Genomic DNA, 24396 nt, shown 5'->3' on the forward strand with positions numbered 1-24396 from the left:
AATTTGATTGTTTGAGGTGATGGATGTCTTTCATCGCGAAATGGACGGACCTGCCGACTGTCGGTTCCTGTGCACATTGCCGGGAAACCGTCATCTCTGCGCTTGCGCAGGCGATGCCACATCAAAGCTTTTCCGATGACGGGCAGGGGATATCAACGTCGACCCAGCTTGACGATGACGACAACACCACCTTCCAAAAAATCCTCAAGGATCATGAAAACGGGATCGTTCATTACCAGTGGCATGTTTCGGGCATGGATTGCGGGTCATGTGTGGCCAAGATCGAAACCGCTCTGAGCCGGATGGATGGTGTTTCCTGTGTCGACGTTTCGATGATGCGTGAAAGCGTGACACTCGGCTTTGTCGCCAACCAGGCAGCGCAAAGCCAATCGGTTGCGCCAACCCTTGGTAAGCTCGGCTATCCTGCAGAGCAGACAGGTGCAGCGACCGGCAAAGGTTCTGAAAAATCAGCCTGCGGTACCTCCTGCTGTGGTGGTGCTGCGGTCGATGACGGGAGAGAATCTGGCGCTGCATCATCGCCCCAGAGCCTGCTGCGCCGTCTGGCCCCATGGTCGGCAGATAATGACGAAATCGCCTTTGCCGCCATCTGCCTTGCGTTGGGTGGGGTGATTGGCGCGATCTTCACGGCAACTGTGCCATATGCCATGTCGGTAGCGTCCCTGTTGGCAGCACTGCCTGTATTGAAAAAGGCACTTCGTCTGGCGCAAAGCGGGGCGATTTTCTCGATCGAGCTTCTGATGTCGGTCGCCGTCATCGGTGCAGTGGCGATTGGCGAAAGTCTTGAGGCCGGGATGGTTGTGTTGCTGTTTGCGATTGGCGAGCGGCTTGAAGGTGTTGCCTCCGGTCGGGCGCGAAGCGGGGTCAAGGCGCTGATGAAGCTTGCCCCGGAAACTGCCCGTCTGGTTGCGGGCAGCGGGTTTGAGACCGTCTCGCCCAATCAGCTTGCCATCGGCGATGTCATCGAAGTTCGCCCGGGCGAGCGTGTGCCATCCGATGGTGTAATCGAAGCAGGTGCTGCCGAGATCGATAACAGTCACCTGACGGGTGAGTCCGTTCCGGTCTATAGCGATGCTGGCTCCGAAGTCTTTGCTGGTGCGATCGTCACAGACAGCCCGGTAAGGATTTCCGTCACTCGGGCCGCCGGGCATACCATGCTGGATCGCGTGATTGAACTGGTTGAGCAAAGCGAAAAGCACAAGGCCCCTGTCGAACGCTTTGTTGCCAAGTTTGCCCGCATCTATACCCCGATCATCATGGGGCTCGCACTCGCAACGGTCGTGATCCCGCCTCTGCTGTTCGGGCAGGGCTGGGAAGAGTGGATCTATCGTGGTCTGGCGCTGCTTCTGATCGGGTGCCCCTGTGCGCTGGTGATTTCAACGCCGGCTGCAGTGACCTCTGCTTTGGCGCGGGCGACCAAGATCGGCCTTTTGGTCAAGGGCGGTGCCGGGTTGGAACTGATTGGCGCTGTGCGCACCATGGCGTTCGACAAGACCGGGACGCTGACCGAAGGCAAGCCAAAGCTAAGTGCGATCAAGACGGCAGAGGGCTATGGCGAGAACGGTGTTTTGACCATCGCTGCTGCCCTTGAAGCCGTCACATCCCACCCCTTGGCCCGTGCAGTGGTCGCGGCAGCAGAAGATCGCAATCTTGATCTGCCCGTGGTCGAGCAGGCCAGAACCATCGCGGGGGCCGGTGTCGAAGGCCGGATTGACGGTGCTTTGTATCAGGTCGGGGCAGCCAAGCGTCTGAGCGGTATGCCCGATGGTGAAATCGGTGATTGGCTTACCGCGCAAGAAGATGACGGCAGCACTGCCGTCGTGATCCTGAAAGACGGGCAGGTGATCGGTGCCCTTGCCTTGCGCGATGTTGCGCGCAGTGACGCGAAGAACGCGCTTGGTGAACTTAACAGGCTTAACATCACGCCTGTGATGTTAACAGGCGATTCGGATCGGGTTGCCAAACGCATGGCCGCAGAGCTTGGCATGGAGTATCGCGCCGAACTGATGCCCGAAGACAAATTGAATGCCTTGGCGGAGTTGCGGGATGATCCGAGACGATCAGGCCCCGTGGCGATGGTCGGGGATGGTATCAACGATGCCCCGGCATTGAAATCCGCTGATGTTGGTATCGCGATTGGCGGGGGTACGGATATCGCGCTTGAGGCCGCCGATGCGGTGGCGGTCAAGGATCGGCTGGGTGATGTGGTCAATCTGGTGAAGCTGTCGCGTGCGGCACGCCGGGTGATTCGTGAAAACATCACGATTGCATTGGGGCTTAAGGCGGTCTTTCTGGTGACATCGATCACCGGTCTGACCGGGCTCTGGCTTGCCGTTCTGGCCGACACCGGGGCGACGGTTCTGGTGACAATTAATTCGCTGAGATTGTTGATCGCCTTGCGAAAGGCATAGATTACAAAGAATTCATGCAATAACAAACAAAGCCCGGCGTGATGCCGGGCTTTTTGCTGTAATAATGGTTTGTTCCGGTGCTTAAAGTTCTGCCATCATCTCGGCTGGAATGATTGCTCCGCGATGGGTGATGACCTTGCTGGCAAGCTTGTGTCCGGCAAGCGTTGCTGTCACGCCGTCCTGTCCCTTGAGCAAGCCTGCCATGAAGCCTGCGTTAAAGCTGTCACCGGCGGCGGTCGTATCAATCGGGGGGACCGGTTCCGGGATCGGGACATGTCGGGTTCCCCCACCGTCATAAAGCAGGCAACCTTGCTCCCCCTGTTTGACGACAATCTGGGCAGGACTCAGCTTGGCAATCCGGTTCACGGTGTCTTGCGCCGTTTCATCACCCCAAAGAAGCTGTTCATCATCGAATGTTGGCATCATGACATCGGCAAGTGCGGTGATGCGGGCGTATGCCTCGCGCGCCTGTTCTTCCTTGCCAGACCAAAGCTTGGGGCGGAAATTGCCATCAAAGGCAATCTTGCCACCCTTGTCTTTGTGGGACTGAAGGGTCTGAAACAGCGGCGTGGTGTCATCTTCCAGCACATGCAAGCTGATCCCGGAAAGATACAGCCACGGCGCATCTTCAAGCGCCTTTAGGTAGGCCGGGCTTGCCAGTGAAATCGTTTGGCGTGCGGCCGACTGATTGCGCCAGTAGTGGAAAAAGCGTTCGCCATCCGCCCGGTTGGTGATCGAATAAAGTCCGGTATTTGCCTGATCCGTGCTGATCAGGAATGCATCGCTGACGTTGTTGTCTTTCAGCACAGACCGGATCTGCTCACCAAACGGGTCTTCGCCGACGGCAGAGGCAAAGGCGCACTTGATCCCAAGGCGACCAAGATAGACCGCAGTATTAAACGTATCACCGCCAACCTTGACGCTGGCGTTTCCTGCTGGGTCGAATGAAATCTCGCCCATAGCTTCGCCAATGCAAATGACATCAACAGACATCACAAAACTCCCTGATGCGGATTAACGCAGCATGCCGCGTGCAGCGACCGGCATTTCTGTCATTTCGCCGTTCTGATCCTTGATCCAGACGGTTGGAAACAGGTTGGTCACGACGCAGATGTGATTGGGGATAATCGAAATCACGTCACCAACTGCCGGGTCCCAATCGCTGTCACCAAGTTCAATGATGCCGTGTTCTTCGGACAGGCCGACAATCGACGCATCCGGTGCCTCTCGAACCATCCCAAAGCCCTCTAGGCCCAGCAGGTCGGAACTCAGCGCCTTTGATCCTGCATCAATGATGGCGCGGGTTTTCGTCGGGCGGGAAACCACGGTGGTCTTAACAACTGCGGCACAGTTTTCAACGCCACATGCGCCGCGCGCAATCAGGGAACGGTCATTGTAAATGTAGGTCCCGGCACGGTGTTCAGTTGCGTGATCAAATGCGGGCAGGGCGTCCAGATTTGGCGTGCCACCGGTTGAAACAACCGGGCAGGGGAGCCCTGCGTCCTCGAGACGTTGTTTGGCATCACTCAGCCATTTGTCGACATTGTCTGCATGATCCATTGGCGGATAGGTCATCAGCCCGCCAAACCGCAGTCCGGGCAGATCATTTATCTTTGCTGCGAGTTCAGCGGCGTCAGTCGGGCTTTGCACGCCACACCGTCCTGCGCCGGTGTCGCATTCCACAAGAACGGTCAACTCGGTTTCTTCATTGGCAAAGCGCGCCGACAGTCCCTTGGCAACGGTCAGATTGTCACAGGTGACTGACAGGGTGCATTTGCGCGCCAGTGCTGCCAGACGATCAAGTTTGGCAGCACCGATGACGTTGTAGGTCAGCAATATGTCGCGGAGTCCGCCCTCAACCATAACCTCGGCCTCGCCAATCTTCTGGCAGGTGATGCCGATTGCCCCGGCCTCAATCTGTCGTTTGGCAAAAAACGGCAGTTTGTGCGTCTTGATATGCGGGCGTGTCTTCAGACCCGCCGCATCGGCAAGGTTTTGGAAACGCGCAATGTTTTCGTCAACGACGGGGAGGTCAATCACAAGGCAGGGGGTGTCGAGCATGCTGGTTCCTGATTGGTTTGAGGTTGGCGCTCTCAGCTTTTTGCAAAACGAAATTGACATATCTTGAACGCCGCTGCTAGGGTAAATCCGAAATAACGGTATGTATTCCGTTATAACGGAAAAACAAAAAACGATCCAAGAATGTGTGGCTCATTTGAAAGTGGAGACAAAAATGGCATTTCTTAAAACTCTGGCGGTCGCAACTGTCATGACCGCGACGGCGGCTTCGGCACTCGGCACTGCATCCGCCCAGGAAACAAGCAAACTTCAGCAGGTCCTTGATCGCGGCTATCTGGTCCTTGGGACCGGGTCGACCAACCCGCCGTGGCACTTTGTTGATTCAGACAACAAGCTCAAAGGTTTTGACGTTGATATGGGCCGCCTTGTGGCCAAGGCCCTGTTTGGCGACCCGGACAAGATCGAGTATGTCCAGCAGTCCGGCGACGCTCGTATTCCGAACCTCGTCACCGACAAGGTCGATATGGCCTGCCAGTTCATGACGGTCACTGCCGAGCGTGCCCAGCAGATCGAATTCTCCATTCCCTACTATCGCGAAGGTGTTGGTCTGTTGCTGATGGCAAACGGCGACTACGCCGATTATGACGCGCTGAAAGAAGGTGGTGATGATGTCACCGTTGCAGTTCTGCAGAACGTCTATGCCGAAGAAATGGTACACGCGGCCCTGCCGGAAGCCGAAGTTGATCAGTATGACAGCGTTGATCTGATGTATCAGGCGCTTAATTCCGGTCGTGCCGAAGCCGCCGCAACCGATCAGTCTGCGCTTCGCTGGTTCATGGTTCAGAACCCGGATCGTTACAAGGATGCTGGCTATGCCTGGAACCCGCAAAGCTATTCTTGCGGTGTAAAACCGGGCGATCAGCGTTGGTTGAACTTCGTCAATACCGTCCTGCATGAAGGCATGACCGGTGTTGAATTCCCGTTCTACGCGGAAAGCTTCAAAACCTGGTTTGGTGAAGAGCTCCAAACGCCGAAAATCGGCTTCCCTGTCGAGTACAAGTAATCAACGCAAGCATTCGGGAATTCCGCTTTGAATTACGATTTCAACTTTGACGTCATCTGGCGTAACTGGGATCTCCTCGCAGAGGGGCTTGGGCTGGGGCTGTTTCTGGCCATTGTCTCGATTGCGATTGGATGCGGGATCGGCCTTCTGGCGGCGTTCGGGATGCTTTCGCGCCACAGAACCTTGCGCTGGATCGCGGTGGCTTACGTCTCCGCGATCCGCAATACCCCGATCCTTGTTCTTATTCTGTTTTGCTATTTCGCGCTTCCGCAACTGGGTATCGCGTTGGACAAAATATCGTCCTTTGTCTTTACGCTGTCGATCTATGCCGGGGCCTATCTGGCCGAAGTATTCCGGTCCGGTCTGGTTGCGTTGCCCAAGGGACTGCGCGAAGCCGGCCTTGCGATTGGTCTGACGGAATCCAAGATCAAGACAAACATCATCATTCCGGTGATGTTTCGAAATGTCCTGCCGTCACTTTCAAACAACTTCATTTCGCTGTTCAAGGACACTTCCCTTGCCGCGGCCATCGCGGTGCCGGAACTGACCTTTTATGCGCGCAAGATCAATGTCGAGAGCTTCCGTGTGATTGAAACATGGATGGTCGCGTCAATGATCTATGTGGTTGCCTGTTACGTGATTGCGGCTCTGCTGCGCCGTCTTGAACTGCGCCTTGCAGTTCCACGCTAAAGGGGTATCAGATGAATTTCTCTCTTTTCCTGACAGAATTGTGGAACGCGCGGCTAAGCCTGCTTTCGGGACTGGGTGACACAATCCTGATTTCGGTTGCCTCGGTTATTCTGGGATCAGTCCTTGGTGTGTTCGTTGGTTTGGCGATGACATATGGCGCGAAGTGGCTTCGCTTTGTTGTCCGGCTGTATATCGACTTTCTGCGCGGAACGCCGGTCTTTGTTCTGATTTTGGCCTGCTTCTACATCCTTTCGGTTGTAGGTCTTGACCTGACGGCGTTTCAGGCCGGTGTTTTGGCACTGACGCTGTTTTGTTCATCCCATGTTGGCGAAATCGTCCGCGGGGCTTTGTCCGCAATTCCGCAAGGCCAGACCGAAGCTGCCAAATCGGTCGGTCTGACATTCGGGAAAACCTTTGTTTATGTGCTGCTGCCCCAGGCTTTGCGCCAGATCCTGCCAACCTGGGTCAATACCGCGACCGAGATCGTCAAGGCATCGACGCTGCTTTCGATCATTGGCGTGGTGGAGCTTCTGCTTGCGACCCAGCAGGTCATCTCGCGCACCTATCTCAGCCTTGAGTTCTATCTCTTTGCGGGCTTTGTCTATTTCCTTTTGAACTTCGTGATCGAGCAGGCTGGTCGTGCCGTCGAACGCCGCATTTCGATCCCATAAAGAGGCAATCATGTCCCCAATTTTGACTATTTCCGGCCTTCATAAAAGCTTTGGCAAGGTCGAAGTGCTTAAGGGCATCGACCTGACCATGCAGCAGGGCGATGTGGTTTCGCTGATCGGATCGTCCGGTTCGGGCAAGACCACGCTTCTGCGCTGTGTGAACCTTCTGGAAGATTTTGAGCAGGGCTCGATTGAACTGGCAGGTCAGTCTATCGGTTACAAACAGGACGGCGGACAGCGTCGCCGGCTGTCGGAACGTGAAATTGCCCGTCAACGTGCCATGACCGGCATGGCTTTTCAGCAGTTCAATCTTTTCCCGCATATGACGGCCGTACGCAACGTGATGCTTGGCCTGATCAAGACCAAGAAAATGCCGAAGGACGAAGCACGGGCAATTGCCGAAAAATGGCTTGAGCGTGTTGGTATGGGGCAGCGTCGCGATCACTATCCGGGCCAGCTTTCAGGGGGTCAGCAACAGCGCGTCGCAATTGCGCGTGCCATCGCGATGAACCCGCAAATCATGCTGTTTGATGAAGTGACTTCCGCACTTGATCCGGAACTGGTGGCCGAGGTGCTGGCAGTTGTCCGTGATCTGGCGAATGAGGGCATGACCATGTTGCTGGTGACGCACGAGATGCGGTTTGCGCGCGATGTTTCAAGCAAGGTCGTGTTCATGCATCAGGGGCGCATCCACGAAGAAGGCACGCCGGAACAAATTTTCGGTGCGCCGAAAACTGAACGTTTGCAGGGCTTCCTTGCAAATTCTGAATTTTAAGAACCAGGAGATATTTTTTATGAGCATTAAAAGACACGGTGTTGGCGAAGGTAAGGGCAACGGTCAGAAGGCGTTGCCGTTTGCCAAGGCCACCGAAGCCGATGGCTGGCTTTATGTGTCCGGCCAGACCCCGATGCGTGACGGCGAAGTTGTCGGCAACGGCATTGTCGAACAGTCCCGGATCGCGATTGAGAATATGCTCAAAATCGTTGAAGATGCCGGTTATACCGCGGCTGACATCATACGCATTGGTGTCTGGCTTGATGACGCGCGTGATTTCTGGTCGTTCAATGGCGTGTTCGAGGAATATTTCAGCGAAAATCCCCCGGCACGTGCCTGCGTGCAGTCCTCGATGGTTGTTGACTGCAAAGTAGAGGTCGACTGCATCGCCTTTCGTAAGGCATAACAGTCTGCAATTATTGCGCTAAGACGTTACATGAGGGGTTTATGACGGAACAGCAGATACGAAAGCGCGCGCGCGGCATTGATCGTGCGTTCGATATTCTGGACCATCTGCGCGATGTCAGAACCTCTCAGCGTCCTGCCGAAATCGCCCAGGCTTTGGGCGCGCCAACCTCGACGGTTTACGATCTGATCGGCACGCTGATTGATCATGGCATGCTTGAAGTGACCGATGCCAATGGCTCGGTCTTTTTGGGGCGGCGGGTTTATTTCCTCGGCCTTGCCTATCGTGATTATTTCGATCTGACCCGGCAAGCGGCCGGGGTTCTTGATGAAATCACCGCAAGCACCAAGGAAACCTCACAGTTTTGTATGCTGGATGGCAACAAATACACGGTGGCCCTGCAACGCGAAGGCAGCCGTCCATTTCGCATTTCTGCTGATGTTGGGGAACGGACCGCCATTCCATGGACGGCGTCAGGCCGGCTTTTGCTGGGGCACCTGAGTGATCAGGAAATCCGTGATCTGATCCCGGCTGAGGACTTTATCCAGCCCGACGGGCGTCAAATGGATATTGCTGCCTATATCGCCGAAATCCGCCGCGCGCATGACGAACGCTTTTTCTCGTTCGACAGCATTGTTGATACCTTCACCCATTGCTTTGCCGCACCGGTCTATAATCAAAGCGGTATCTGTTCTGCCACGCTGTGTATCGTCGCCCCCAAGGACGATGCGCGTAAAAACTATGATCTCTATAAAAACGTGCTTCAGAGCGCGGGCGACAAGCTTTCCAAAACCGTCTGATCCCATAGGGCACCGGTCGATAAACACATCACCCGGATCAATCGTCCGGGTGTTTTTGTTTTTACGTCTTGGTGTTGTCGCGGAACTTTGCCCGGAAAAGAGAAAGCGGCGGTTATCGTTTCCCGCATCGATAACCACCGCTTTTCCACCTTGAGAGGCCTATGGGGAGAGAGGACCCATAGGTCTGAGAGACAAGCCGCTTGGGGACAAGTGCGAATGGGTTTCATTCGCGGGCTGTGTCGAGACCCGTTATAGGTAAGAAAAAACACCGACGCAAGTGAAAATCGTTCTCATTTGCGAAAAACTTTTGGTTGATGCCTTTCTGATATAAATATCCCGACAAAAACAGTTGGTTAAGCGCGGTGTTTATGCCCGGATTTCCGCGATATCCAGATGTCGGAAATAGAAAAACCCGCAGTGTTTGTGCGGGTTTTGAATGGTTTTATCGTCGGGTTTGTTCAGGCAATAATCCGGCGTAAATGATTGTCCCAGTGTTGCGATTTCAAGGAATCGTCGGGTAGTTCCACCCGCTTACGGCGAATCGCATCCATTCGCCAACCATTGCCAAGGCCACTGGTGCCAACAAATTCACCGGCCCGATCCGTTGCGGCAAGTCCGCAACCATCCGGGGCGGCGATATGGGTCAGGAAGTCATTGGTTTGCGCATCCCAAAAGGTCACAAGTCCGCCACGCGGGCAGGAAATGCCAAACACCTGACCCGATGCATCAAATCGCACCGACCCGCAATATTGCCGCATGCGGTACTGAACCGTATCCGGGGCCTCAATCGGGCGGATGTCTGATCCCGGTTGCCAGACGCCGACAAGTGGCAACTGATCGGTCAGATCGCCCTGATACTGGAAGCCAGCGGCAATCGTGCCATTCGATGCGACATCAAGATGGCGGATCGAAAGTTTGTGCCAGTCATGTTTAAGGGCCGCCTGATGAACAAGCTTGCCGGTCCGGCGATCAATGATCGACAGGTTTGGTTGCATCGAGCTGATATTAAGTGGGGTGCGTCCGTCCTGATCGGGATGGGTGTGCAACCCGCCATTGGCAATCACCAGATGTTCGCCGTCCGGCATAATATGCAGTTCATGCGGGCCGGTGCCAAAGCTGTCGAATTCTGCTACCCTGCGATAGCCATCCTCGGCATCCCAAACAGAAACCACCCCGCGGGCATGATCGAAATCGTTTTCGGTGATGTACAGATAGCGCCCATCATTGGAATAGATCGCATGGCCGTAAAACCGGCGGTCTTCGGGGCAATGCAGTTTGGCGCGCACATCCCCGGTATGGCGATCAAGGATCAGACCATAAAGCCCCGGACGGCGCTCAACGGCGGCGACATCAACATGGTTGGGGCGCAGGCCGATATCATGGCCACGGCCGGGCAGGGGCTGTTCAAACAGGATTTTGCCCGAAGCATTAAATGCGCTGACATAATAATCGCCATCATCCCCGGCACTGGCGGAAATATAAACTGCGCGGTCTTCGGGGTTTGGTGTGGTTGCCGCACGGGCAAGACCCATCGGTAACAGGGTGAAGGCCCCGCCAACACCCATGAGTTTCAGGAAGCTGCGACGTTGATATGCCATCTTTGATCTCCTGCCGTCTGAGCCCTAGTCACCATCAAGCGCGTTAAAGCCGCCACCAAGTTGGGTATTGCCGCCGACATCGTTTTCAACAAGCGTGGTCAGGAAATCAATCTGCCCCTTAAGGTCTGTCAGCACGGCATAACCATCGGGCTGTTCCAGCACCTCGGCAACAGAGGGCGAAAGCTCTGCCACTGTGTCGCCAACAGTCTGCCAGTTAAGCTTGAACGACCGATCCAGCAGGCTGTTGTCAATCAACGCGGCCAGACCTTTGCCTTCTTCACCAACATCTCCCCACGTGCCGTCATAGATGGCAAACAGTCCAATAAGGTTATGTTCGATATTACGAAGGGAACGTTTTGAAATCGGACTTTCCGCACGGCCTGCACTGGCGTCCTCCTCGCCATTGCCAAGCGGACGGGCAAGCTTCTGGCTTGAGATGATCAAAAGCCCTTCATGTAAGGCACGATACAGATCGGTCGCGGCAAACTTGGCGGTGGGATAATCCATGCTATCGGGTCCGGCATTTTCCATTGCCGTGGCAAATCCCGGCCATTCGGCCTGCAATTCGCCCGAAAGCGTACCAAGGTTGGTGGCAATTGCCGTGCCGTACTGGCACAGGAACACGCCATCTTCATCGGCCGCAACCATCTGATCACCGTGATCATCGGCAAACAGGACTTCTTCGAGTGCCGGGAAGCCTTGAAGTGCTGCACTGGCACCAGAAAGTTTTTCGGGATCGGTATAGGCGGCCGGTTTATCAAACATCAGTTTGCGGAACTGACGGGCAGCAGTGCCATGTTTGTCCGGCCAGTATTCGATATGCTGATCACGGCCATTGGCAACCAGCGGCCCCATGCGCCAGGGCTGGATTTCCTGCCAGATATCCATCGCTTTGTGAAAGGCGGCTTGGGTGTCCTCAAGTCCGCCCTTATCGGGATCTGAACAGAAATCCTTGAACTCGCTGGTCAGATTTTCCGTTGCCGCGTGGAAGTCATCAAGCTTGGGTGGCATCACGGTGCCCAGCAAGTGCGCCAGAACCGGTTGATAGTTTTCATCGGGAATATCGGCACGGGCACCGGGGCTGATCACACCAACAGCAAGAACGGTGGTGGTCGAAAGCAACAAGGTGCGCCAGCTCGGTTTGCAGAACATATGACTTATCCCGATATTCACGTGATTTGGTATCTGGTTTGGTATTCGGTCTTGCGACATATACCGCGTCACAATGACTTTAGAAATGCCAACAATTGACTGCGCTCCGATGGTGGCAGCTTTGTGACTGCCTCGCGGGCGGTTTCGGCCTCACCACCATGCCACAGGATCGCTTCAAGAATGGTTCTTGCCCGCCCGTCATGCAGGAAGCGGGCACGTGGATCAATTTCCTGCGCGTGGCCAATCCCCCAAAGCGGTGGCGTACGCCATTCAGTGCCCGATGCCTGTGCCTCTGGCCGGTGATCGGCAAGGCCGTCGCCCATGTCGTGTAACAACAGGTCCGTGTAAGGCCAGATCACCTGTCCGGATTGTTCGGGCATGTCAGCACGTTCGGGCAAGTCGTAGCGCGGTGTGTGGCAGGATGCACAGCCGACGGTGTCAAAAATCTTTTCGCCAGCCAAAACATCCGCATCATTGGCGTTCGGGCGGGCCGGCGGGGCAATGTTACGCGCGTAATACAGCACCAGATCGGTCATTACCGAATGGACTTCCAGCCCCTCGAACTCATCATCATTGCCATCGGGTGCGGTAATGCAATCCGTTTGCGTAGTCGTGCAGTCACCGCTGGCATTTGGATACAGCGGTGTGGAAAGGCCGATATCAAACTGGAACGCATTCTGGTTTTGCTGATCAAGGGTCGGCATGCCGGCCTTCCAGCCAAACCGGCCAATCGCCATTTCTGATTTGGCAATGTCCCAGACCTGATTAAACCGCCCGGATATGCCGTCGCCGTCTTCATCCTGCGGATCGCTGGCCGCGATCAGGGTGCTGTCAGGAATGGCTTCCAACAGCCCAAGCCCGATCATCGGTGGGGCAAGGCGCGGGGACACCATGATATCAGGATGCAGCGGCCCATAGGCCAGATCGGTCATTTCATAGCTTGGGTTGCGCAAGGTAACCGTCTCACCCCCGGTCAGAAGAACGTCGGTTGTTCTATAGGTCACCTTGACCCGTCCCTCGGCCTGAATGCCGGGGATTGAGAAATCCTGAAACTGGCCGCCGTAAACCGGGTCGGGAAGGGTGGCCAGTTTGCCATCCAGATGATCGCGGAGTTGATCGGCGGTTTGTGGCGGGATGGACAGACGCAGCAACATCGATGTTGCCCCGGCTTCGCTATCATTTTCGTCAACCGGATGACCGCGGCCATTGCGGATATGGCATCCGCTGCAGGCGCGTGAATTAAACAGCGGACCCAATCCGTCTGCTGCCTTGGTTCGGGTCGGGGCGGTGACCCATAATCTTTGAAAAAGGGCTTCACCCAGCTTGAAATCAAGCCGCTTTTCAAAGCTCATGTTGGCTGACTGGTGCATGAAGGCATTGCGCCCCTTTGCCCCGGTCCAGCCTGTGTCACCGCCGGGCAGGGCGGGGTCACCAATGGTTTGTGCATTGACTGCAACTGGCGCAAGGAGAAAGCCAATCGCCGCCAAGGAGAGTGCAGGTGAAAACGAAGATCTCGGTGCGGGACGGTTCATGGAAGTCTTCTAATCCGGGGTCAAAGCAAAACGGCGGGAGACATCATCCCCCGCCGTTCACAGTCAGTCAGGCAGGTGCCTGATGATCAGGATTAGTTGACAGCAGTCGGGTTGTCGAGGCTGTCGGAACCTTCGAACTCGATACCGTCAATGCCAACCGCAGCAATGATCTGTTCGATCGATTTGGTCTGATCGACAAGCGCATCAACAAAGGACTGAACAACGGCATTGCCATCTTCGTTGCCCATGGCAATCAGCTGATCAAAGGCTTCGCCGCCCTGTGCACGGGTGACCATGACTTTACCGGCAACAACCGATGCCGCCAGCTTGGCGCGCAGTTCGGTGTCCAGTGCCGCGTCATTGGCCGCAACCAGATCAGAAAGCGACGGGCCTTCAACAACCGAACCGTCAACACGGGTGTAACGGCCAAGGTAAACGTTCTGGATGCCCAGCGCGTCATAGAAGTGGCTGTTGTGGGTGTTGTCCGAGAAGCAGTCATGCTCTTCTTCCGGATCATGAAGCAGCAGGCCAAGCTTGGTACGCTCGCCGCCCAGTTCGCCATAAGAAAGCGAACCCATGCCGGTTACAATCGCGGTCAGGCCCGGAACGCCATCACCTTCAAGAACGGTTTCACGTGCTTCGCCGCCTTCGGCCCACTGCGCGGTCATCCATTCAAGATCGGAAACCATCAGATCAACTGCCGCCTGAAGGTATTCACCACGACGGTCGCAATTGCCATTGGTGCAGGCATCACCGGCTGCGTAGTCGGTCCATTTGCGTTCACCGGCACCGGCATCGGTCCCATTGAGGTCCTGACCCCAAAGAAGGAATTCAATCGCGTGGTAGCCAGTGGCAACGTTTGCTTCGACGTCATCGATTTCATGCAGGCTTTCAAGCAAAGCCGCATCAATGGTCGAGGCATCGATGGTTTCGCCCGAAATGGTCAGGGTCGGGTTGGCAATCACATTGGCGGTATAAGCCGGGTTTTCTTCGCTTTCTTCGCCATAAAGGCCGGTTTCGACATAGTCGATCAGACCTTCATCAAGCGGCCAGGCATTAACCTTGCCTTCCCAGTCATCAACAATCGCGTTGCCGAAACGATAAACTTCGGTCTGCTGATAGGGCGCGCGCGACGCCAGCCATGCGGATTTCGCGGCATCAAAGGTCGTGGCCGACGGATTTGCAACCAGTTCATCAATCGCCGCCTGCAGTTCCTTGGCGGTGATCAGTGAATCTTCGTAACCGGCATGCGCGATATCGGCATAAGTGGTCAGCACGTCTTTGGCGGCCGGTGCGGCATATGCCTGCGCGCCAAGGGTAGTGACCAGTGCGGCCGTACCCAGAATCTTTGCGATCTTCATAGGAGTTCCCATCTATCCCTGAATGGTGAGCCAAGGGCAAAAGCCCCTTCGATCAAGGTGAAAATCCGTCACGCCCAAAACTGAACGCGCACAGGAACTGTGACCCTGATCACTTTGCTTCCACCAATTGATACTGCTTGTGAGAATGATTTTCAATTAAAGAATTGGCAATTCGCAAAGTTTTAGGTTTCGGTAATGTGGTAACCGTTGGTTGACCCGGCATCCGAGGGCAATTTGTAGTGGTATGGAAAATTGATCTGTCTTTAAGTTTCTTGACGGAAACTGCTGTGCGATATTTTCCGCAATTGAATAACCCCTATTCGTGCAAAGAGAGAGACCCGATGAGCACCCCGTCCGCAGACGAAAAGAAAGTCAAACTTTGGGATTTCCCGGTTCGCCTGTTTCATTGGGCTCTTGTCGTTGCCATTGTGACGGCCTGGTGGAGCAATCGACAGGTGATGATTGATATCCATGCCATCGCCGGTTACAGCGTTCTGGCGCTTGTGATCTTTCGCATCATCTGGGGCTTTGTTGGCAGCTCAAACGCCCGCTTTGCCGATTTCCTGACCGGTCCACGCCATGTGATCGGTTATCTGGGGAAATTGCCCAAGGGTTCGACCTCTGAACTGACATATACCGGGCATAACCCGGCCGGGGGCTGGATGGTTTTGGTCATGATCTTGCTGGTCGGGGTGCAAGCGGTATCTGGCCTGTTCGCCAGCGAGGATACCTTCCTGTTCTTTGACGGGCCGCTGGTGGCTTATGTCAGTTCCGATTTTGCCAGCACCATGAACTGGATCCATCACACCAATATCAACCTGATCTATGCCGCCGTCGGGCTACATGTCTTTGCCGCGCTGTTTTATCTGGTCATCAAACGCGAAAACCTCATCCGGGCGATTGTGATTGGCACTCGCTGCGTGCCCGCTGAACTGGCAGGGCGCTTTGCAAATATCCGGTTTGCGTCACCCGTGCTGGGGATTTTGATCCTGATTGTCTGTGCGCTTGTGGTGTGGGGCGGTGTGACGCTGGCGCGCGGTTAGTTCGGGGCCGCGGGTAATAATAACAAAGGCCAACGTTCCCTTGATGGAACGTTGGCCTTTTTGATTTGCCTGCAAACCCCGTGATCGGGTGGGGCCGCAAGATCAAGTTTTACTTGGTGCGGAACTCGTCGTGGCAACCTTTGCAGGACTTGCCAAGATTACCCATCGCAGCGCCCATTGCACCCTTGTCACCAACAGCATCGGCCAGCGCAAGCGCGGCCTGCTGCATTTCCGGGAAGCGGCCAGAGAAATCATCCCAGTTGGTCCAGATATCGGCACTTGCCGTTGTCTTGACGGATGCATCCGGGGTTTGCGGCTCAAACGCCGCCGGGGCGGCACCCGCTGAAAACGCAATGCCCTTGGTCAGATTGGCCAGAACGGGATCGGGCAGGGTGCATTCACCCTTCATATAGCAGCCAAGTGTACCCATCGCGCCGCCAATACCATCCATCAGCATCTTGCGGTTTTCAACCGCGGCGTTGTCGGATGCTTCATCGGCCTGTGCCATCATCGGGAATGCGGCACCTGCAGTTATGATCGTGCCGAGGAGACCGGCAAAAAGGAGCTTCTTCATCTTGGGTTCTCTCTCCAAAACGCGTTAAAGTGTCTCTCTGAGTGCAGCGTTCAGTTTAGTTTTTTATATTGAGATGTAAGCACGTTATTGCCATTAGCCCGCCGCAAGGCTTAGTGTCCCAGCAGTGCCCCCGAAACTGTAATCACAAGCGCGTGATCACCAAAGTTTTTGTTATCGCGTGCCAAGGAAGTCCCGCCCATGTCCGCTGCCACCCGGAATAATTCACCCTCCGCATCATCCGCCCCGGATCCGCAGGCCAACGAGACCCTCATTCGCGAGGGACGCGCGCGTGCACGCGCCCTTATCCGCGACTGGAACCTTAAACATGCCTATATCAACGGGGAATGGCGGGCGGCCGACAGTCGTGAAACGCTGGACGTAATCGACCCGGCAAAGGGTGACGTGATTGGCACAGTGCCATTTATGCGCACATCCGAGGCCCGGCAGGCAATTGATGCGGCCCACGCGGCCTTTCCGGCATGGTCGCGCATGCTGGCACGCGAACGGGCAGATATCTTGCGCCGCTGGCGTGACTTGCTTGAAACCCATCAAGAGGACCTCGCTGCCCTGATCACCCTTGAACAGGGCAAGCCCCTTGATCAGGCGCTGCGCGAAGTGGTCGGTGCGATTGCCTATGCCGAATGGTATGGCGAAGAAGCCAAGCGCGCCTATGGTCAAACCATGCCCGCAACCCAGCGCGATCGTCGCGTTGTTGTGCAAAAGCACCCGGTGGGTGTGGTCGCGGCGATTACGCCCTGGAACTTCCCGCTGACCATGGTGGTGCGCAAATGTGCGCCCGCCTTGGCGGCAGGCTGTACCGTGATTGTCAAACCGGCCGAGGATACCCCGCTCTCGGCATTGGCGGCGGCCAAACTGGCCGAACAGGCCGGTTTTCCGCCGGGTGTGTTTAACGTCGTGACCGGTTTTCCCCATCCGATAGGCGAGGCCCTGACAGGGGATCAGCGCGTTCGGATGTTGTCCTTCACCGGTTCAACCTCGGTGGGCAAACGTTTGATGGAACAATGTGCGCCGACGATGAAAAAACTGTCGCTGGAGCTCGGCGGCAATGCGCCCTTTATCGTCATGGATGATGCTGATCTTGATGCGGCCGTTGCGGGCGCGATGATTTCAAAGTTCCGCAACAGTGGTCAGACCTGCGTTTGTGCCAACCGCATTTTCGTCCAGGACGGTGTCTATGATGCCTTTGTCGAAAAGTTCGTTGCCGCCAGCAAGGCACAGACCATCGGCAATGGATTTGTGCCCGGCACGGAATTGGGGCCACTGATCAACCGGCAGGCGGTGGCGAAGGTCGAACGCCTTGTCGCCGATGCCCAAAAACGCGGTGCAAACCTGATCTATGGCGCGGACTTGCCCGACGAAGGCTTTTTCACCCGGCCACTTGTGATGACCGATGTGCCCGATGATGCCGATTGCTTTGACGAGGAACTGTTTGCCCCGGTGGCGCCGATCTATCGGTTTGGCACCGAAGATGACGTGATCAAACTTGCCAATCGGGTGCGCACCGGACTGTCTTCTTATATCTACAGTCGCGATATTGGTCGGATCCAACGGCTTGCAGATCGTCTGGAAGTCGGGGTGGTCGGCATCAATGATGGCACCACCAGTCACGAAGGTGCACCGTTTGGCGGGGTCAAGGAAAGTGGTCAGGGCCGCGAAGGCGGTCATTGGGGGCTTGAGGAATATCTTGAGCCCAAATACCTCAATTACGCCCTTAAGTCGGGCATCTGACAGCGTGTAAAGAACCCCCATATAGGCGGATCGTAAAACGGCAATATCCTGATCGGGTATTGCCGTTTTCTGCTTTTGGATGAGCTATGCAAAATTGTGCGGTGTGACTCTGGCGAAAATATCCGCAATTTTGACCGCATTTGGCGAAAAATCGATCTGCACCAAGTATTTTTCGATGAGTTTTCTTCTGCGCAGGACTTGAAATACAGTCGGGCAGAGCATCTTCATATTAGGGTCATCATAGATTTGGCGAGATGTTGAGGGTTTTCAGGCCTGAAAATGTGAGCAAAACGAACGTCTTATTTGTCATGATACAAATATGTGAAATATGCATGACGAAATTATATCATTGTTGATCATAGGTATGCGTTGAATGCATGTTTGGGGTGATAAAACTCTTCTCGTCGGTATGATCAAACAGGCGTACACCGGGTTTAACGAAACACACAGCGAAACCCCGGCGGGAACAACGCCGGATGCTTTTAAGAGGAAACGGACATGAAAATGTATCGTGATTATGACCTGGTTGCCCTGCAGCGCGAAGCTGAACACCTCCGTGCACAGGCTATGCGTCAGATGCTTGTTGCACTGGTACGCAAAGTTGGTGCCCTGTTTGGCGCACACAACAAACCCCACGGTGGTGTTGCTGCTGGCGCGTAATTGCGCAGCCAACCACCCCCTGCGACCGTTCAATCGGTACGCTTAAAAACGCCTCCGCATCTCGTTGTTGCGGAGGTGTTTTTGTTTGGGTTCTGAGCCTAGGCACTTCACCTTCGCAGTTTGCACCGCTATTAAGGGGGATCGACCCCGTTCGAATTGCGCAGAAGTTGGTCTTTATGAAACTTGCCCATTACGCCTTTGGCGAAGAAAACCGTGACAACGGCACCATCGTGATTGTCCATGGCCTGTTTGGTCAGGCCCGCAACTGGACGGCCATCGCACGGCGGCTGGCGGAAAAGTATCACGTTGTCACCGCTGATTTGCGAAATCACGGACGCTCCGACTGGGACGCGGAAATGACCTATCCGGCCATGGCGGCCGATCTGGCCGAACTGATTGGCGAGGTATCCGATAAACCGGTGCATCTGGTCGGGCATTCGATGGGCGGCAAGGCATCGATGGTGCTTGCCCTGTCGGCTGATGCCGGTTTGGTTGCCGATCTTGTCGTGGTCGATATTGCCCCGGTTTCCTATGACCATGATTATAGCGGCTATATCAGTGCCATGCGCGATGTCGACTTTTCCACCATTTCGCGCCGCTCCGAGGTCGAAGACGCCCTGTCTTCTGGCGTATCGGAAAAGGGCGTGCGTCAATTCCTTGCCCAGAATGTCGCAACCGACAAGGAAACGGGTGCTATGTCATGGCAGGTCAATATTGATGCCATGGCCAATCATCTTGACGATATCATCGGTTGGCCAACGGACGGGCTTGCCGATCAGTATGATGGCGATGTCCTGTTTATTTCGGGTGCAAACTCGCACTATGTCGATCCCAAGGACCGCGATCACATCAAGTCGCTTTTCCCCAAGGCAGCCTTTACCAGCATCAAGGGCGCAGGCCACTGGGTGCATGCCGAGAAACCCGACGCCGTGCTTTTGACCCTGTCTGCCTTCCTGAAACGCTAGTCCGGTGACGCCATCATGTTCGATCTGCCCAAAGGCTGGTCTCTTCCCGATCAGGATCACGTCCGTGTCAGTGATATCGAATGTCTGTCGGATAACTGGTATCGGCTTTATCGCGTCAGCTTTGATCTGAAGCGATCAGATGGATCTTGGCAAAGTCAGACGCGCGAAGCTTATGAACGTGGCAATGGCGCGGGCATCCTGCTTTATAACCGCATGGATCGTACCGTTATCCTCACCCGACAGTTTCGCCTGCCAAGCTTTGTCAATGGCAATGAAGACGGCATGTTGATCGAAGTGCCGGCGGGTGTGCTTGATGATCGTGATCCGGCCGCAGCCGTCATTGCCGAGGTCGAAGAAGAAACCGGCTATAAGATCGGAAAGCCCCGCCAGGTCTTTGATCTTTTCATGAGCCCGGGATCCGTCACCGAACGTCTGCATCTGTTCGTTGCCGAAGTCACCCGCGATCACCGCGAAGGCGATGGTGGCGGCCTGCATGAAGAGGGCGAGGATATCCATGTGCTTGAGATAGGCTTTGACTACATCGTTCCGATGATGGCCGATGGCCGCATCCGCGATGCCAAGACCATTATCCTGTTACAGCACGCTCTTCTGACCAAGCTGTTTGATTAAGCCCGCTTTACCAAGGCAGCTCTGTACCGTCATAGGCAAAGAACCCACCAGATTGCGGGACATCAAGCTGATCAATAACGTTCAGCATATTGGCCGTCGCCTCGTCCGGGCTTTGTACTTTCAGTCCGGATTTGGCAAACGGGCCGGAAAGGCCGGTATCTACGGTGCCGGGATGAAGAGACACACAAACGCAATCACGCTTGTTCCGCCCGATTTCAATCGCGGTGCATTTGACCAGTTGATTAAGCGCTGCCTTGGCCGCACGGTATCCATACCAGCCCCCCATGCGATTATCACCAATACTGCCAACCTTGGCCGACAGGGTGGCAAACACCGATTTGCCTGATCGCGGCAACAGCGGGCAGAAATGCTTCATCAAAAGCGCCGGTCCAATCGCGTTGATCTGAAACTGCTTGGCCATGTAGTCGGCATCAATGTGGCGCAGGGATTTTTCCGGCTGGAAGTTCTCGTCATGCAAATAGCCGGTGGCATCAATGATCAGGCGGATATCACAACCGCGATCAGCGGCTTGTTGCTTGGCATTCTCCGCACAGGCCTCGATGGTGGCCTGATTGGTGAAATCCAGTGCTGGTGTGGTTTTGCGCGAATATTCCAAGACGCTTGAAAAGTGCCCCGACGCGGTCAGATGCTTGACAAAGGCCTGACCAATCCCGCCGGTTGCCCCGATGACAATCGCGATTTGCCCGGGGGGAATCGTATTAAAGGTCGGGGTTGGGGGATTTGTCATTGCAGGCACCTTGAATTGTTTCTCAATGTCCTACGCAATCACAGCATGCGCGGTTCAAACCGTCTGGATGACTGTTGCGATTAACTGTTGGGCTCTGTGCTGGCAGATTTATGGGATTGGTCCTTTTCATCGCGCTCGTCGCGTTCGTCGCGCATGATTTCAAACAGCGTTTCGTTCTGGGCGCGCATCGTATCGATATAGCCCTTGTCCATACCATGTTCATTCCAGCGCGCGCGCAGCTTATCAAGTGTTTCAAGATCATGTTTGCGGAATGCGGTCTTTTTGCGCTCAGCCCCGGTCGGCGTCAGGCCGAGTTCAATCAGTGCATCACGGCCAAGGTTAAGCGCGCTTTCGAATGTTTCGCGCTCCACGCAATGAGCGCCTGCATTTTCAAGTTCATAAACATGGTGGCGGTCGATCGCGCGGGCAAGAATGCGGACATTCGGGTAATGTTTGGCGACATGGGCGACAAGTTGGGTCAGCTTTTCGCGATCATCAATCGCAGCAACGAAAAGCTTGGCTTTCTCAATGCCCGTATTGTGCAGAAGATCAGGGCGCATTGCGTCGCCATAATATCCGCGGAAACCAACCCGCCCAAGGTTTTCAACAACCTCCGGGTCGTGGTCCAGGACGACAATGCTGTGGCCGTTGGTCGCCAACAGACGTGTAATGATCTGTCCAAATCGACCCACCCCGGCGACAACAATACAACCGGTTTCGTCAATTTCATCGGCCTCGCGATTGCCTGTCCGGATCAGGCGCGGTGCCAGCAGTCTTTCATGTATGATAAAGGCCGCGGGGGTCAGCATCATGGTCAATGCAACTGCCAAAGTCAGTTTCTGCACCAGATCAAGGGGCAGGACACCAACGGCGAATGCCATCCCGAACAAGACAAAGGCAAACTCACCCGCCTGCGCCAGGCCAACCGTAAACAGCATGCGATCAACGCCACACATGCGCACACTGCTTGCGATTACAAACAGGACAATTGCCTTGATCACCATGATGCCAAGCGCGATGGAAAACAAGGTGACGGGTTCATCGAACAAAAGGTTGAAATCGATCCCGGCCCCGACGGTCAGGAAAAACAGGCCCAGCAACAACCCCTTGAACGGTTCAATATCGTTTTCAAGTTCGTGGCGATATTCGCTGTCGGACAACACGACACCGGCAAGGAATGTGCCTAATGCCGGGCTGAGGCCGATGGCATTCATCAAAAGTGCGGTGCCAATCACCAGCAACAGTGCGGCTGCGGTGAATACTTCACGCAGATGCGCCTTGGCGATAAAGCGAAAGATTGGCCGCATCAAATAGCGCCCGCCAACCACGATGGAGGCAATGGCGCCGATAATCACAAGTGGCTGCGCCCATTCCGGCACCAGATCCAGCAACATGCCGCCGTGCGCCGATCCATGGTCGACCCCGCCGGTAACACCGGATACGACCAAAAGCGGCATAATCGCAAGCATCGGAATGACAGCCACATCCTGGGTCAGAAGAACCGAGAACGAGCTTTTCCCGCCGACTGTGCCAAGCCAACCCTTTTCACCCATGGTTTGTAAAACAATTGCAGTCGATGAAAGGGCAAGGACCATGCCGACCGCGACGGACTGTTGCCATGTCAGGCCCAGCGCATAGCAAGCCGCGCCAATGATCGCCGTCGTGCCCAGGACCTGCATGCCGCCCAGGCCGATCAATTGCCCGCGCATCGTCCACAGCATGGCGGGCCGCAGTTCCAGACCGACCAGAAACAGCATCATAACCACACCGAACTCTGCAAAATGCTGAAGATCTGCGGCTTCGGCCCCGACGATGCCCAGTACCGGACCAATCATCACGCCTGCGATCAGATAGCCGAGCACTGATCCCAACCCCAGTCGCTGGGCAATTGGCACCGCCACCACAGCTGCAACGAGATAGATAAACGCAGATGACAGGATTTCCATCAGGCAGGCTCCGGGCTTAATGTACTTGGCGGGAAGGTATTGTTTATGCGATTTCACAGACCATTCCAGCGAATTTTGGAATGGTTTCAGTCTGATTTAGCCTGCTTTTGGGGGCGAGGTAAATCAGATGTTTGATCTCCTGATCGGTTCAACTGATGGAGATCTCTGGATTCACGCCTTAAGCAAGCACAAAAAAGCCGCCTGTTTTTATGCAGGCGGCTTTTGATATGGGGTTGCGGTTAGGTGTTATTCGGCCGCGTTGATATGCGTGACATTGGGGGCGCTTCGCGCACCTTTGCCTTCATGATCGTGACGGCGGATGAATTCCTTGATCCGCGGGCTGATCTGTTCACGCCAGCGGCGCCCATTAAAGACGCCGTAATGGCCGACACCCTGCTGAAGATGATGCATGCGCATATTGTCAGGCAGATTGGTGGTCAGTTTGTGGGCCGCGCGGGTCTGTCCCATGCCGGTAATGTCATCACGTTCACCTTCAACGGTCAGAAGGGCCGTTTTGGTGATGGCGGATGGATCAACCGGAACACCCTGCCAGCGCATCGTGCCTTCAGGCAGGCTGTGTTCGTGGAATACGACCTTAAGCGTCTGCAGATAAAACTCGGCTGTCATATCCATGACCGCCAGATATTCCTGATAGAAATGACGCTTGGCATCGGCACTTTCGCCGTCACCTTCGACAAGGTGATTGAACATGTCGTGATGGGCGGAAACGTGACGATCCCAATTCATGCTCATGAAGCCTGCAAGCTGCATAAAGCCCGGGTAAACCCGGCGCATCACACCCGCATGCGGCAGCGGCACGTGGGAAATCACATGCTGCTCAAACCAGTCAAGGGTATGCTGCTTGGCGAACTTGTTGACCTCGGTCGGGTTTTCGCGGGTATCAATCGGGCCCCCCATCAGGGTCATCGATGCCGGCTGGCAGGCTTCGTTGCCTGCTGCCATCAGGGATGCTGCGGCAACCACCGGGACAGATGGTTGGCAAACGGCCATCATGTGGGTGTTCGGGCCAAGCTTGCGCAGGAAGCGCATCAGATAATCGATATAGCTATCAAGATCGAAATGGCCGAGATGGACGGGCACCAGACGGGCATCAATCCAGTCGGTGATATAGACATCATGATCGGGCAGAAGTGCTTCGACCGTGCCACGCAGAAGTGTTGAAAAGTGCCCGGAAAGCGGTGCCACAATCAACAGGCGCGGGTCATCGGGCTGTGTTTTCAGATGGTCGGTTTCCCGCTTGAAATGCAACAGGTTGCAAAAAGCTTCGCTGTGGACGATTTCTTCGGTGATCGGCACGGTTTCGCCGTTGATCACCGTCGTGTCCAGACCGAATTCCGGTTTGCCGTAACGATGGGTAATATGCGTGAACACGTCACACGCTGCGGCCGCTGCCCGACCCTGATGGGTATAGGACATTGGATTGGCCGGATTGCGCAGCCACTTCTTGCTGGCATCAGCAGCCATGCGAAGCGGGCTTATTGTGGCGTGCTGCAATTCATAAAGGTGATACAGCATTTATTCTCACTCCCGGGTGACCGACAAAGATTTAAGTGGTCACCGACCT

At 55.3% G+C, this 24396-nt stretch carries 22 protein-coding genes; 12 read left to right on the forward strand and 10 right to left on the reverse strand.

The genetic code is table 11. The annotated features are described in order from the left end of the window. The first annotated feature begins 23 nt into the window (after nt 1–23). Complete coding sequence (locus AC5Q5A_RS13510; protein ID WP_493895595.1) at nt 24–2429, forward strand: heavy metal translocating P-type ATPase; 2406 nt, start codon at nt 24–26, stop codon at nt 2427–2429. Between the two features lie 81 nt (nt 2430–2510). Here AC5Q5A_RS13510 and AC5Q5A_RS13515 read toward each other — a convergent pair whose 3' ends face one another. Both AC5Q5A_RS13515 and AC5Q5A_RS13520 read right to left on the reverse strand, forming a co-directional pair. Further along, the gene (locus AC5Q5A_RS13515; protein ID WP_493895596.1) at nt 2511–3422 is read right to left on the reverse strand and encodes a sugar kinase; all 912 of its coding nucleotides are present in this window, start codon (nt 3420–3422) and stop codon (nt 2511–2513) included. Between the two features lie 21 nt (nt 3423–3443). After that, complete coding sequence (locus AC5Q5A_RS13520; protein WP_493895597.1) at nt 3444–4490, reverse strand: D-TA family PLP-dependent enzyme; 1047 nt, start codon at nt 4488–4490, stop codon at nt 3444–3446. 172 nt (nt 4491–4662) lie between these two features. Here AC5Q5A_RS13520 and AC5Q5A_RS13525 point away from each other — a divergent pair, with 172 nt between their 5' ends. The 6 genes from AC5Q5A_RS13525 to AC5Q5A_RS13550 are packed head-to-tail and all read left to right on the forward strand — an operon-like array spanning nt 4663 to nt 8853. Then, on the forward strand, nt 4663–5511 hold the full coding sequence (locus tag AC5Q5A_RS13525; RefSeq protein ID WP_493895598.1) for a transporter substrate-binding protein: 849 nt from the start codon (nt 4663–4665) through the stop codon (nt 5509–5511). A 27-nt stretch (nt 5512–5538) separates the two neighbouring features. Next, complete coding sequence (locus AC5Q5A_RS13530) at nt 5539–6201, forward strand: amino acid ABC transporter permease (RefSeq protein WP_493895599.1); 663 nt, start codon at nt 5539–5541, stop codon at nt 6199–6201. 11 nt (nt 6202–6212) lie between these two features. Further along, entirely contained in the window at nt 6213–6872 is a 660-nt protein-coding gene (locus AC5Q5A_RS13535; RefSeq protein ID WP_493895600.1) for an amino acid ABC transporter permease, read from the forward strand. Nucleotides 6873–6882: 10 nt separating this feature from the next. Then, on the forward strand, nt 6883–7647 hold the full coding sequence (locus tag AC5Q5A_RS13540) for an amino acid ABC transporter ATP-binding protein (RefSeq protein ID WP_286790891.1): 765 nt from the start codon (nt 6883–6885) through the stop codon (nt 7645–7647). A gap of 19 nt (nt 7648–7666) precedes the next feature. Then, entirely contained in the window at nt 7667–8053 is a 387-nt protein-coding gene (locus tag AC5Q5A_RS13545; protein WP_493895601.1) for a RidA family protein, read from the forward strand. A gap of 41 nt (nt 8054–8094) precedes the next feature. Beyond that, a complete protein-coding gene (locus tag AC5Q5A_RS13550) occupies nt 8095–8853 on the forward strand; it encodes an IclR family transcriptional regulator (RefSeq protein ID WP_493895602.1) in 759 nt (252 codons plus the stop codon). 458 nt (nt 8854–9311) lie between these two features. Here AC5Q5A_RS13550 and AC5Q5A_RS13555 read toward each other — a convergent pair whose 3' ends face one another. From AC5Q5A_RS13555 to AC5Q5A_RS13570, 4 genes are all read right to left on the reverse strand, one after another. Further along, the gene (locus tag AC5Q5A_RS13555) at nt 9312–10451 is read right to left on the reverse strand and encodes a DUF1513 domain-containing protein (RefSeq protein ID WP_493895603.1); all 1140 of its coding nucleotides are present in this window, start codon (nt 10449–10451) and stop codon (nt 9312–9314) included. A gap of 24 nt (nt 10452–10475) precedes the next feature. After that, nucleotides 10476–11603 (reverse strand): imelysin family protein, encoded by a 1128-nt coding sequence (locus tag AC5Q5A_RS13560; protein WP_493895604.1) that lies wholly within the window; start codon nt 11601–11603, stop codon nt 10476–10478. Nucleotides 11604–11671: 68 nt separating this feature from the next. Next, nucleotides 11672–13135, reverse strand: coding sequence for a di-heme oxidoreductase family protein (locus tag AC5Q5A_RS13565; RefSeq protein WP_493895605.1), 1464 nt, complete (start codon nt 13133–13135; stop codon nt 11672–11674). Between the two features lie 92 nt (nt 13136–13227). Further along, entirely contained in the window at nt 13228–14496 is a 1269-nt protein-coding gene (locus tag AC5Q5A_RS13570; protein WP_493895606.1) for an imelysin family protein, read from the reverse strand. A gap of 341 nt (nt 14497–14837) precedes the next feature. Between AC5Q5A_RS13570 and AC5Q5A_RS13575 the strand changes: the two genes are divergently transcribed. Next, complete coding sequence (locus AC5Q5A_RS13575; RefSeq protein ID WP_493895607.1) at nt 14838–15539, forward strand: cytochrome b/b6 domain-containing protein; 702 nt, start codon at nt 14838–14840, stop codon at nt 15537–15539. 109 nt (nt 15540–15648) lie between these two features. Here the strand turns inward: AC5Q5A_RS13575 and AC5Q5A_RS13580 are convergent, their stop codons facing one another. Then, complete coding sequence (locus AC5Q5A_RS13580) at nt 15649–16113, reverse strand: c-type cytochrome (RefSeq protein WP_493895608.1); 465 nt, start codon at nt 16111–16113, stop codon at nt 15649–15651. 198 nt (nt 16114–16311) lie between these two features. On the opposite strand from AC5Q5A_RS13580, the gene AC5Q5A_RS13585 reads away from it, so the two are divergent. From AC5Q5A_RS13585 to AC5Q5A_RS13600, 4 genes are all read left to right on the forward strand, one after another. Further along, entirely contained in the window at nt 16312–17862 is a 1551-nt protein-coding gene (locus AC5Q5A_RS13585; RefSeq protein ID WP_493895609.1) for an NAD-dependent succinate-semialdehyde dehydrogenase, read from the forward strand. 498 nt (nt 17863–18360) lie between these two features. Next, nucleotides 18361–18522, forward strand: coding sequence for an RSP_7527 family protein (locus AC5Q5A_RS13590; protein ID WP_157088485.1), 162 nt, complete (start codon nt 18361–18363; stop codon nt 18520–18522). A 176-nt stretch (nt 18523–18698) separates the two neighbouring features. Beyond that, complete coding sequence (locus AC5Q5A_RS13595) at nt 18699–19487, forward strand: alpha/beta fold hydrolase (RefSeq protein ID WP_493895610.1); 789 nt, start codon at nt 18699–18701, stop codon at nt 19485–19487. 15 nt (nt 19488–19502) lie between these two features. Further along, nucleotides 19503–20117 carry an NUDIX domain-containing protein gene (locus tag AC5Q5A_RS13600; protein ID WP_493895611.1) on the forward strand — a complete coding sequence of 205 codons (615 nt, stop codon included), beginning with the start codon at nt 19503–19505 and terminating at the stop codon, nt 20115–20117. Nucleotides 20118–20124: 7 nt separating this feature from the next. On the opposite strand, the gene AC5Q5A_RS13605 is transcribed toward AC5Q5A_RS13600, so the two are convergent. The 3 genes from AC5Q5A_RS13605 to AC5Q5A_RS13615 form a co-directional block, all read right to left on the reverse strand. Next, a complete protein-coding gene (locus tag AC5Q5A_RS13605; RefSeq protein ID WP_493895612.1) occupies nt 20125–20865 on the reverse strand; it encodes an SDR family NAD(P)-dependent oxidoreductase in 741 nt (246 codons plus the stop codon). An 80-nt stretch (nt 20866–20945) separates the two neighbouring features. Beyond that, nucleotides 20946–22811, reverse strand: coding sequence for a monovalent cation:proton antiporter-2 (CPA2) family protein (locus AC5Q5A_RS13610; RefSeq protein WP_493895613.1), 1866 nt, complete (start codon nt 22809–22811; stop codon nt 20946–20948). Between the two features lie 246 nt (nt 22812–23057). Then, nucleotides 23058–24347, reverse strand: coding sequence for a polyhydroxyalkanoate depolymerase (locus AC5Q5A_RS13615; RefSeq protein ID WP_064790520.1), 1290 nt, complete (start codon nt 24345–24347; stop codon nt 23058–23060). Nucleotides 24348–24396: the final 49 nt, after the last annotated feature.

This window comes from Thalassospira sp. CA1 (assembly GCF_059052855.1).

Excerpts from the sequence above, each read along its gene's own strand:
- AC5Q5A_RS13510 (WP_493895595.1), top strand. The coding sequence starts at position 24 with ATGTCTTTCATCGCGAAATGGACGGACCTGCCGACTGTCGGTTCCTGT.
- AC5Q5A_RS13515 (WP_493895596.1), bottom strand. The coding sequence starts at position 3,422 with ATGTCTGTTGATGTCATTTGCATTGGCGAAGCTATGGGCGAGATTTCA.
- AC5Q5A_RS13520 (WP_493895597.1), bottom strand. The coding sequence starts at position 4,490 with ATGCTCGACACCCCCTGCCTTGTGATTGACCTCCCCGTCGTTGACGAA.
- AC5Q5A_RS13525 (WP_493895598.1), top strand. The coding sequence starts at position 4,663 with ATGGCATTTCTTAAAACTCTGGCGGTCGCAACTGTCATGACCGCGACG.
- AC5Q5A_RS13535 (WP_493895600.1), top strand. The coding sequence starts at position 6,213 with ATGAATTTCTCTCTTTTCCTGACAGAATTGTGGAACGCGCGGCTAAGC.
- AC5Q5A_RS13540 (WP_286790891.1), top strand. The coding sequence starts at position 6,883 with ATGTCCCCAATTTTGACTATTTCCGGCCTTCATAAAAGCTTTGGCAAG.
- AC5Q5A_RS13545 (WP_493895601.1), top strand. The coding sequence starts at position 7,667 with ATGAGCATTAAAAGACACGGTGTTGGCGAAGGTAAGGGCAACGGTCAG.
- AC5Q5A_RS13550 (WP_493895602.1), top strand. The coding sequence starts at position 8,095 with ATGACGGAACAGCAGATACGAAAGCGCGCGCGCGGCATTGATCGTGCG.
- AC5Q5A_RS13555 (WP_493895603.1), bottom strand. The coding sequence starts at position 10,451 with ATGGCATATCAACGTCGCAGCTTCCTGAAACTCATGGGTGTTGGCGGG.
- AC5Q5A_RS13560 (WP_493895604.1), bottom strand. The coding sequence starts at position 11,603 with ATGTTCTGCAAACCGAGCTGGCGCACCTTGTTGCTTTCGACCACCACC.
- AC5Q5A_RS13565 (WP_493895605.1), bottom strand. The coding sequence starts at position 13,135 with ATGAACCGTCCCGCACCGAGATCTTCGTTTTCACCTGCACTCTCCTTG.
- AC5Q5A_RS13570 (WP_493895606.1), bottom strand. The coding sequence starts at position 14,496 with ATGAAGATCGCAAAGATTCTGGGTACGGCCGCACTGGTCACTACCCTT.
- AC5Q5A_RS13575 (WP_493895607.1), top strand. The coding sequence starts at position 14,838 with ATGAGCACCCCGTCCGCAGACGAAAAGAAAGTCAAACTTTGGGATTTC.
- AC5Q5A_RS13580 (WP_493895608.1), bottom strand. The coding sequence starts at position 16,113 with ATGAAGAAGCTCCTTTTTGCCGGTCTCCTCGGCACGATCATAACTGCA.
- AC5Q5A_RS13585 (WP_493895609.1), top strand. The coding sequence starts at position 16,312 with ATGTCCGCTGCCACCCGGAATAATTCACCCTCCGCATCATCCGCCCCG.
- AC5Q5A_RS13590 (WP_157088485.1), top strand. The coding sequence starts at position 18,361 with ATGAAAATGTATCGTGATTATGACCTGGTTGCCCTGCAGCGCGAAGCT.
- AC5Q5A_RS13595 (WP_493895610.1), top strand. The coding sequence starts at position 18,699 with ATGAAACTTGCCCATTACGCCTTTGGCGAAGAAAACCGTGACAACGGC.
- AC5Q5A_RS13600 (WP_493895611.1), top strand. The coding sequence starts at position 19,503 with ATGTTCGATCTGCCCAAAGGCTGGTCTCTTCCCGATCAGGATCACGTC.
- AC5Q5A_RS13605 (WP_493895612.1), bottom strand. The coding sequence starts at position 20,865 with ATGACAAATCCCCCAACCCCGACCTTTAATACGATTCCCCCCGGGCAA.
- AC5Q5A_RS13610 (WP_493895613.1), bottom strand. The coding sequence starts at position 22,811 with ATGGAAATCCTGTCATCTGCGTTTATCTATCTCGTTGCAGCTGTGGTG.
- AC5Q5A_RS13615 (WP_064790520.1), bottom strand. The coding sequence starts at position 24,347 with ATGCTGTATCACCTTTATGAATTGCAGCACGCCACAATAAGCCCGCTT.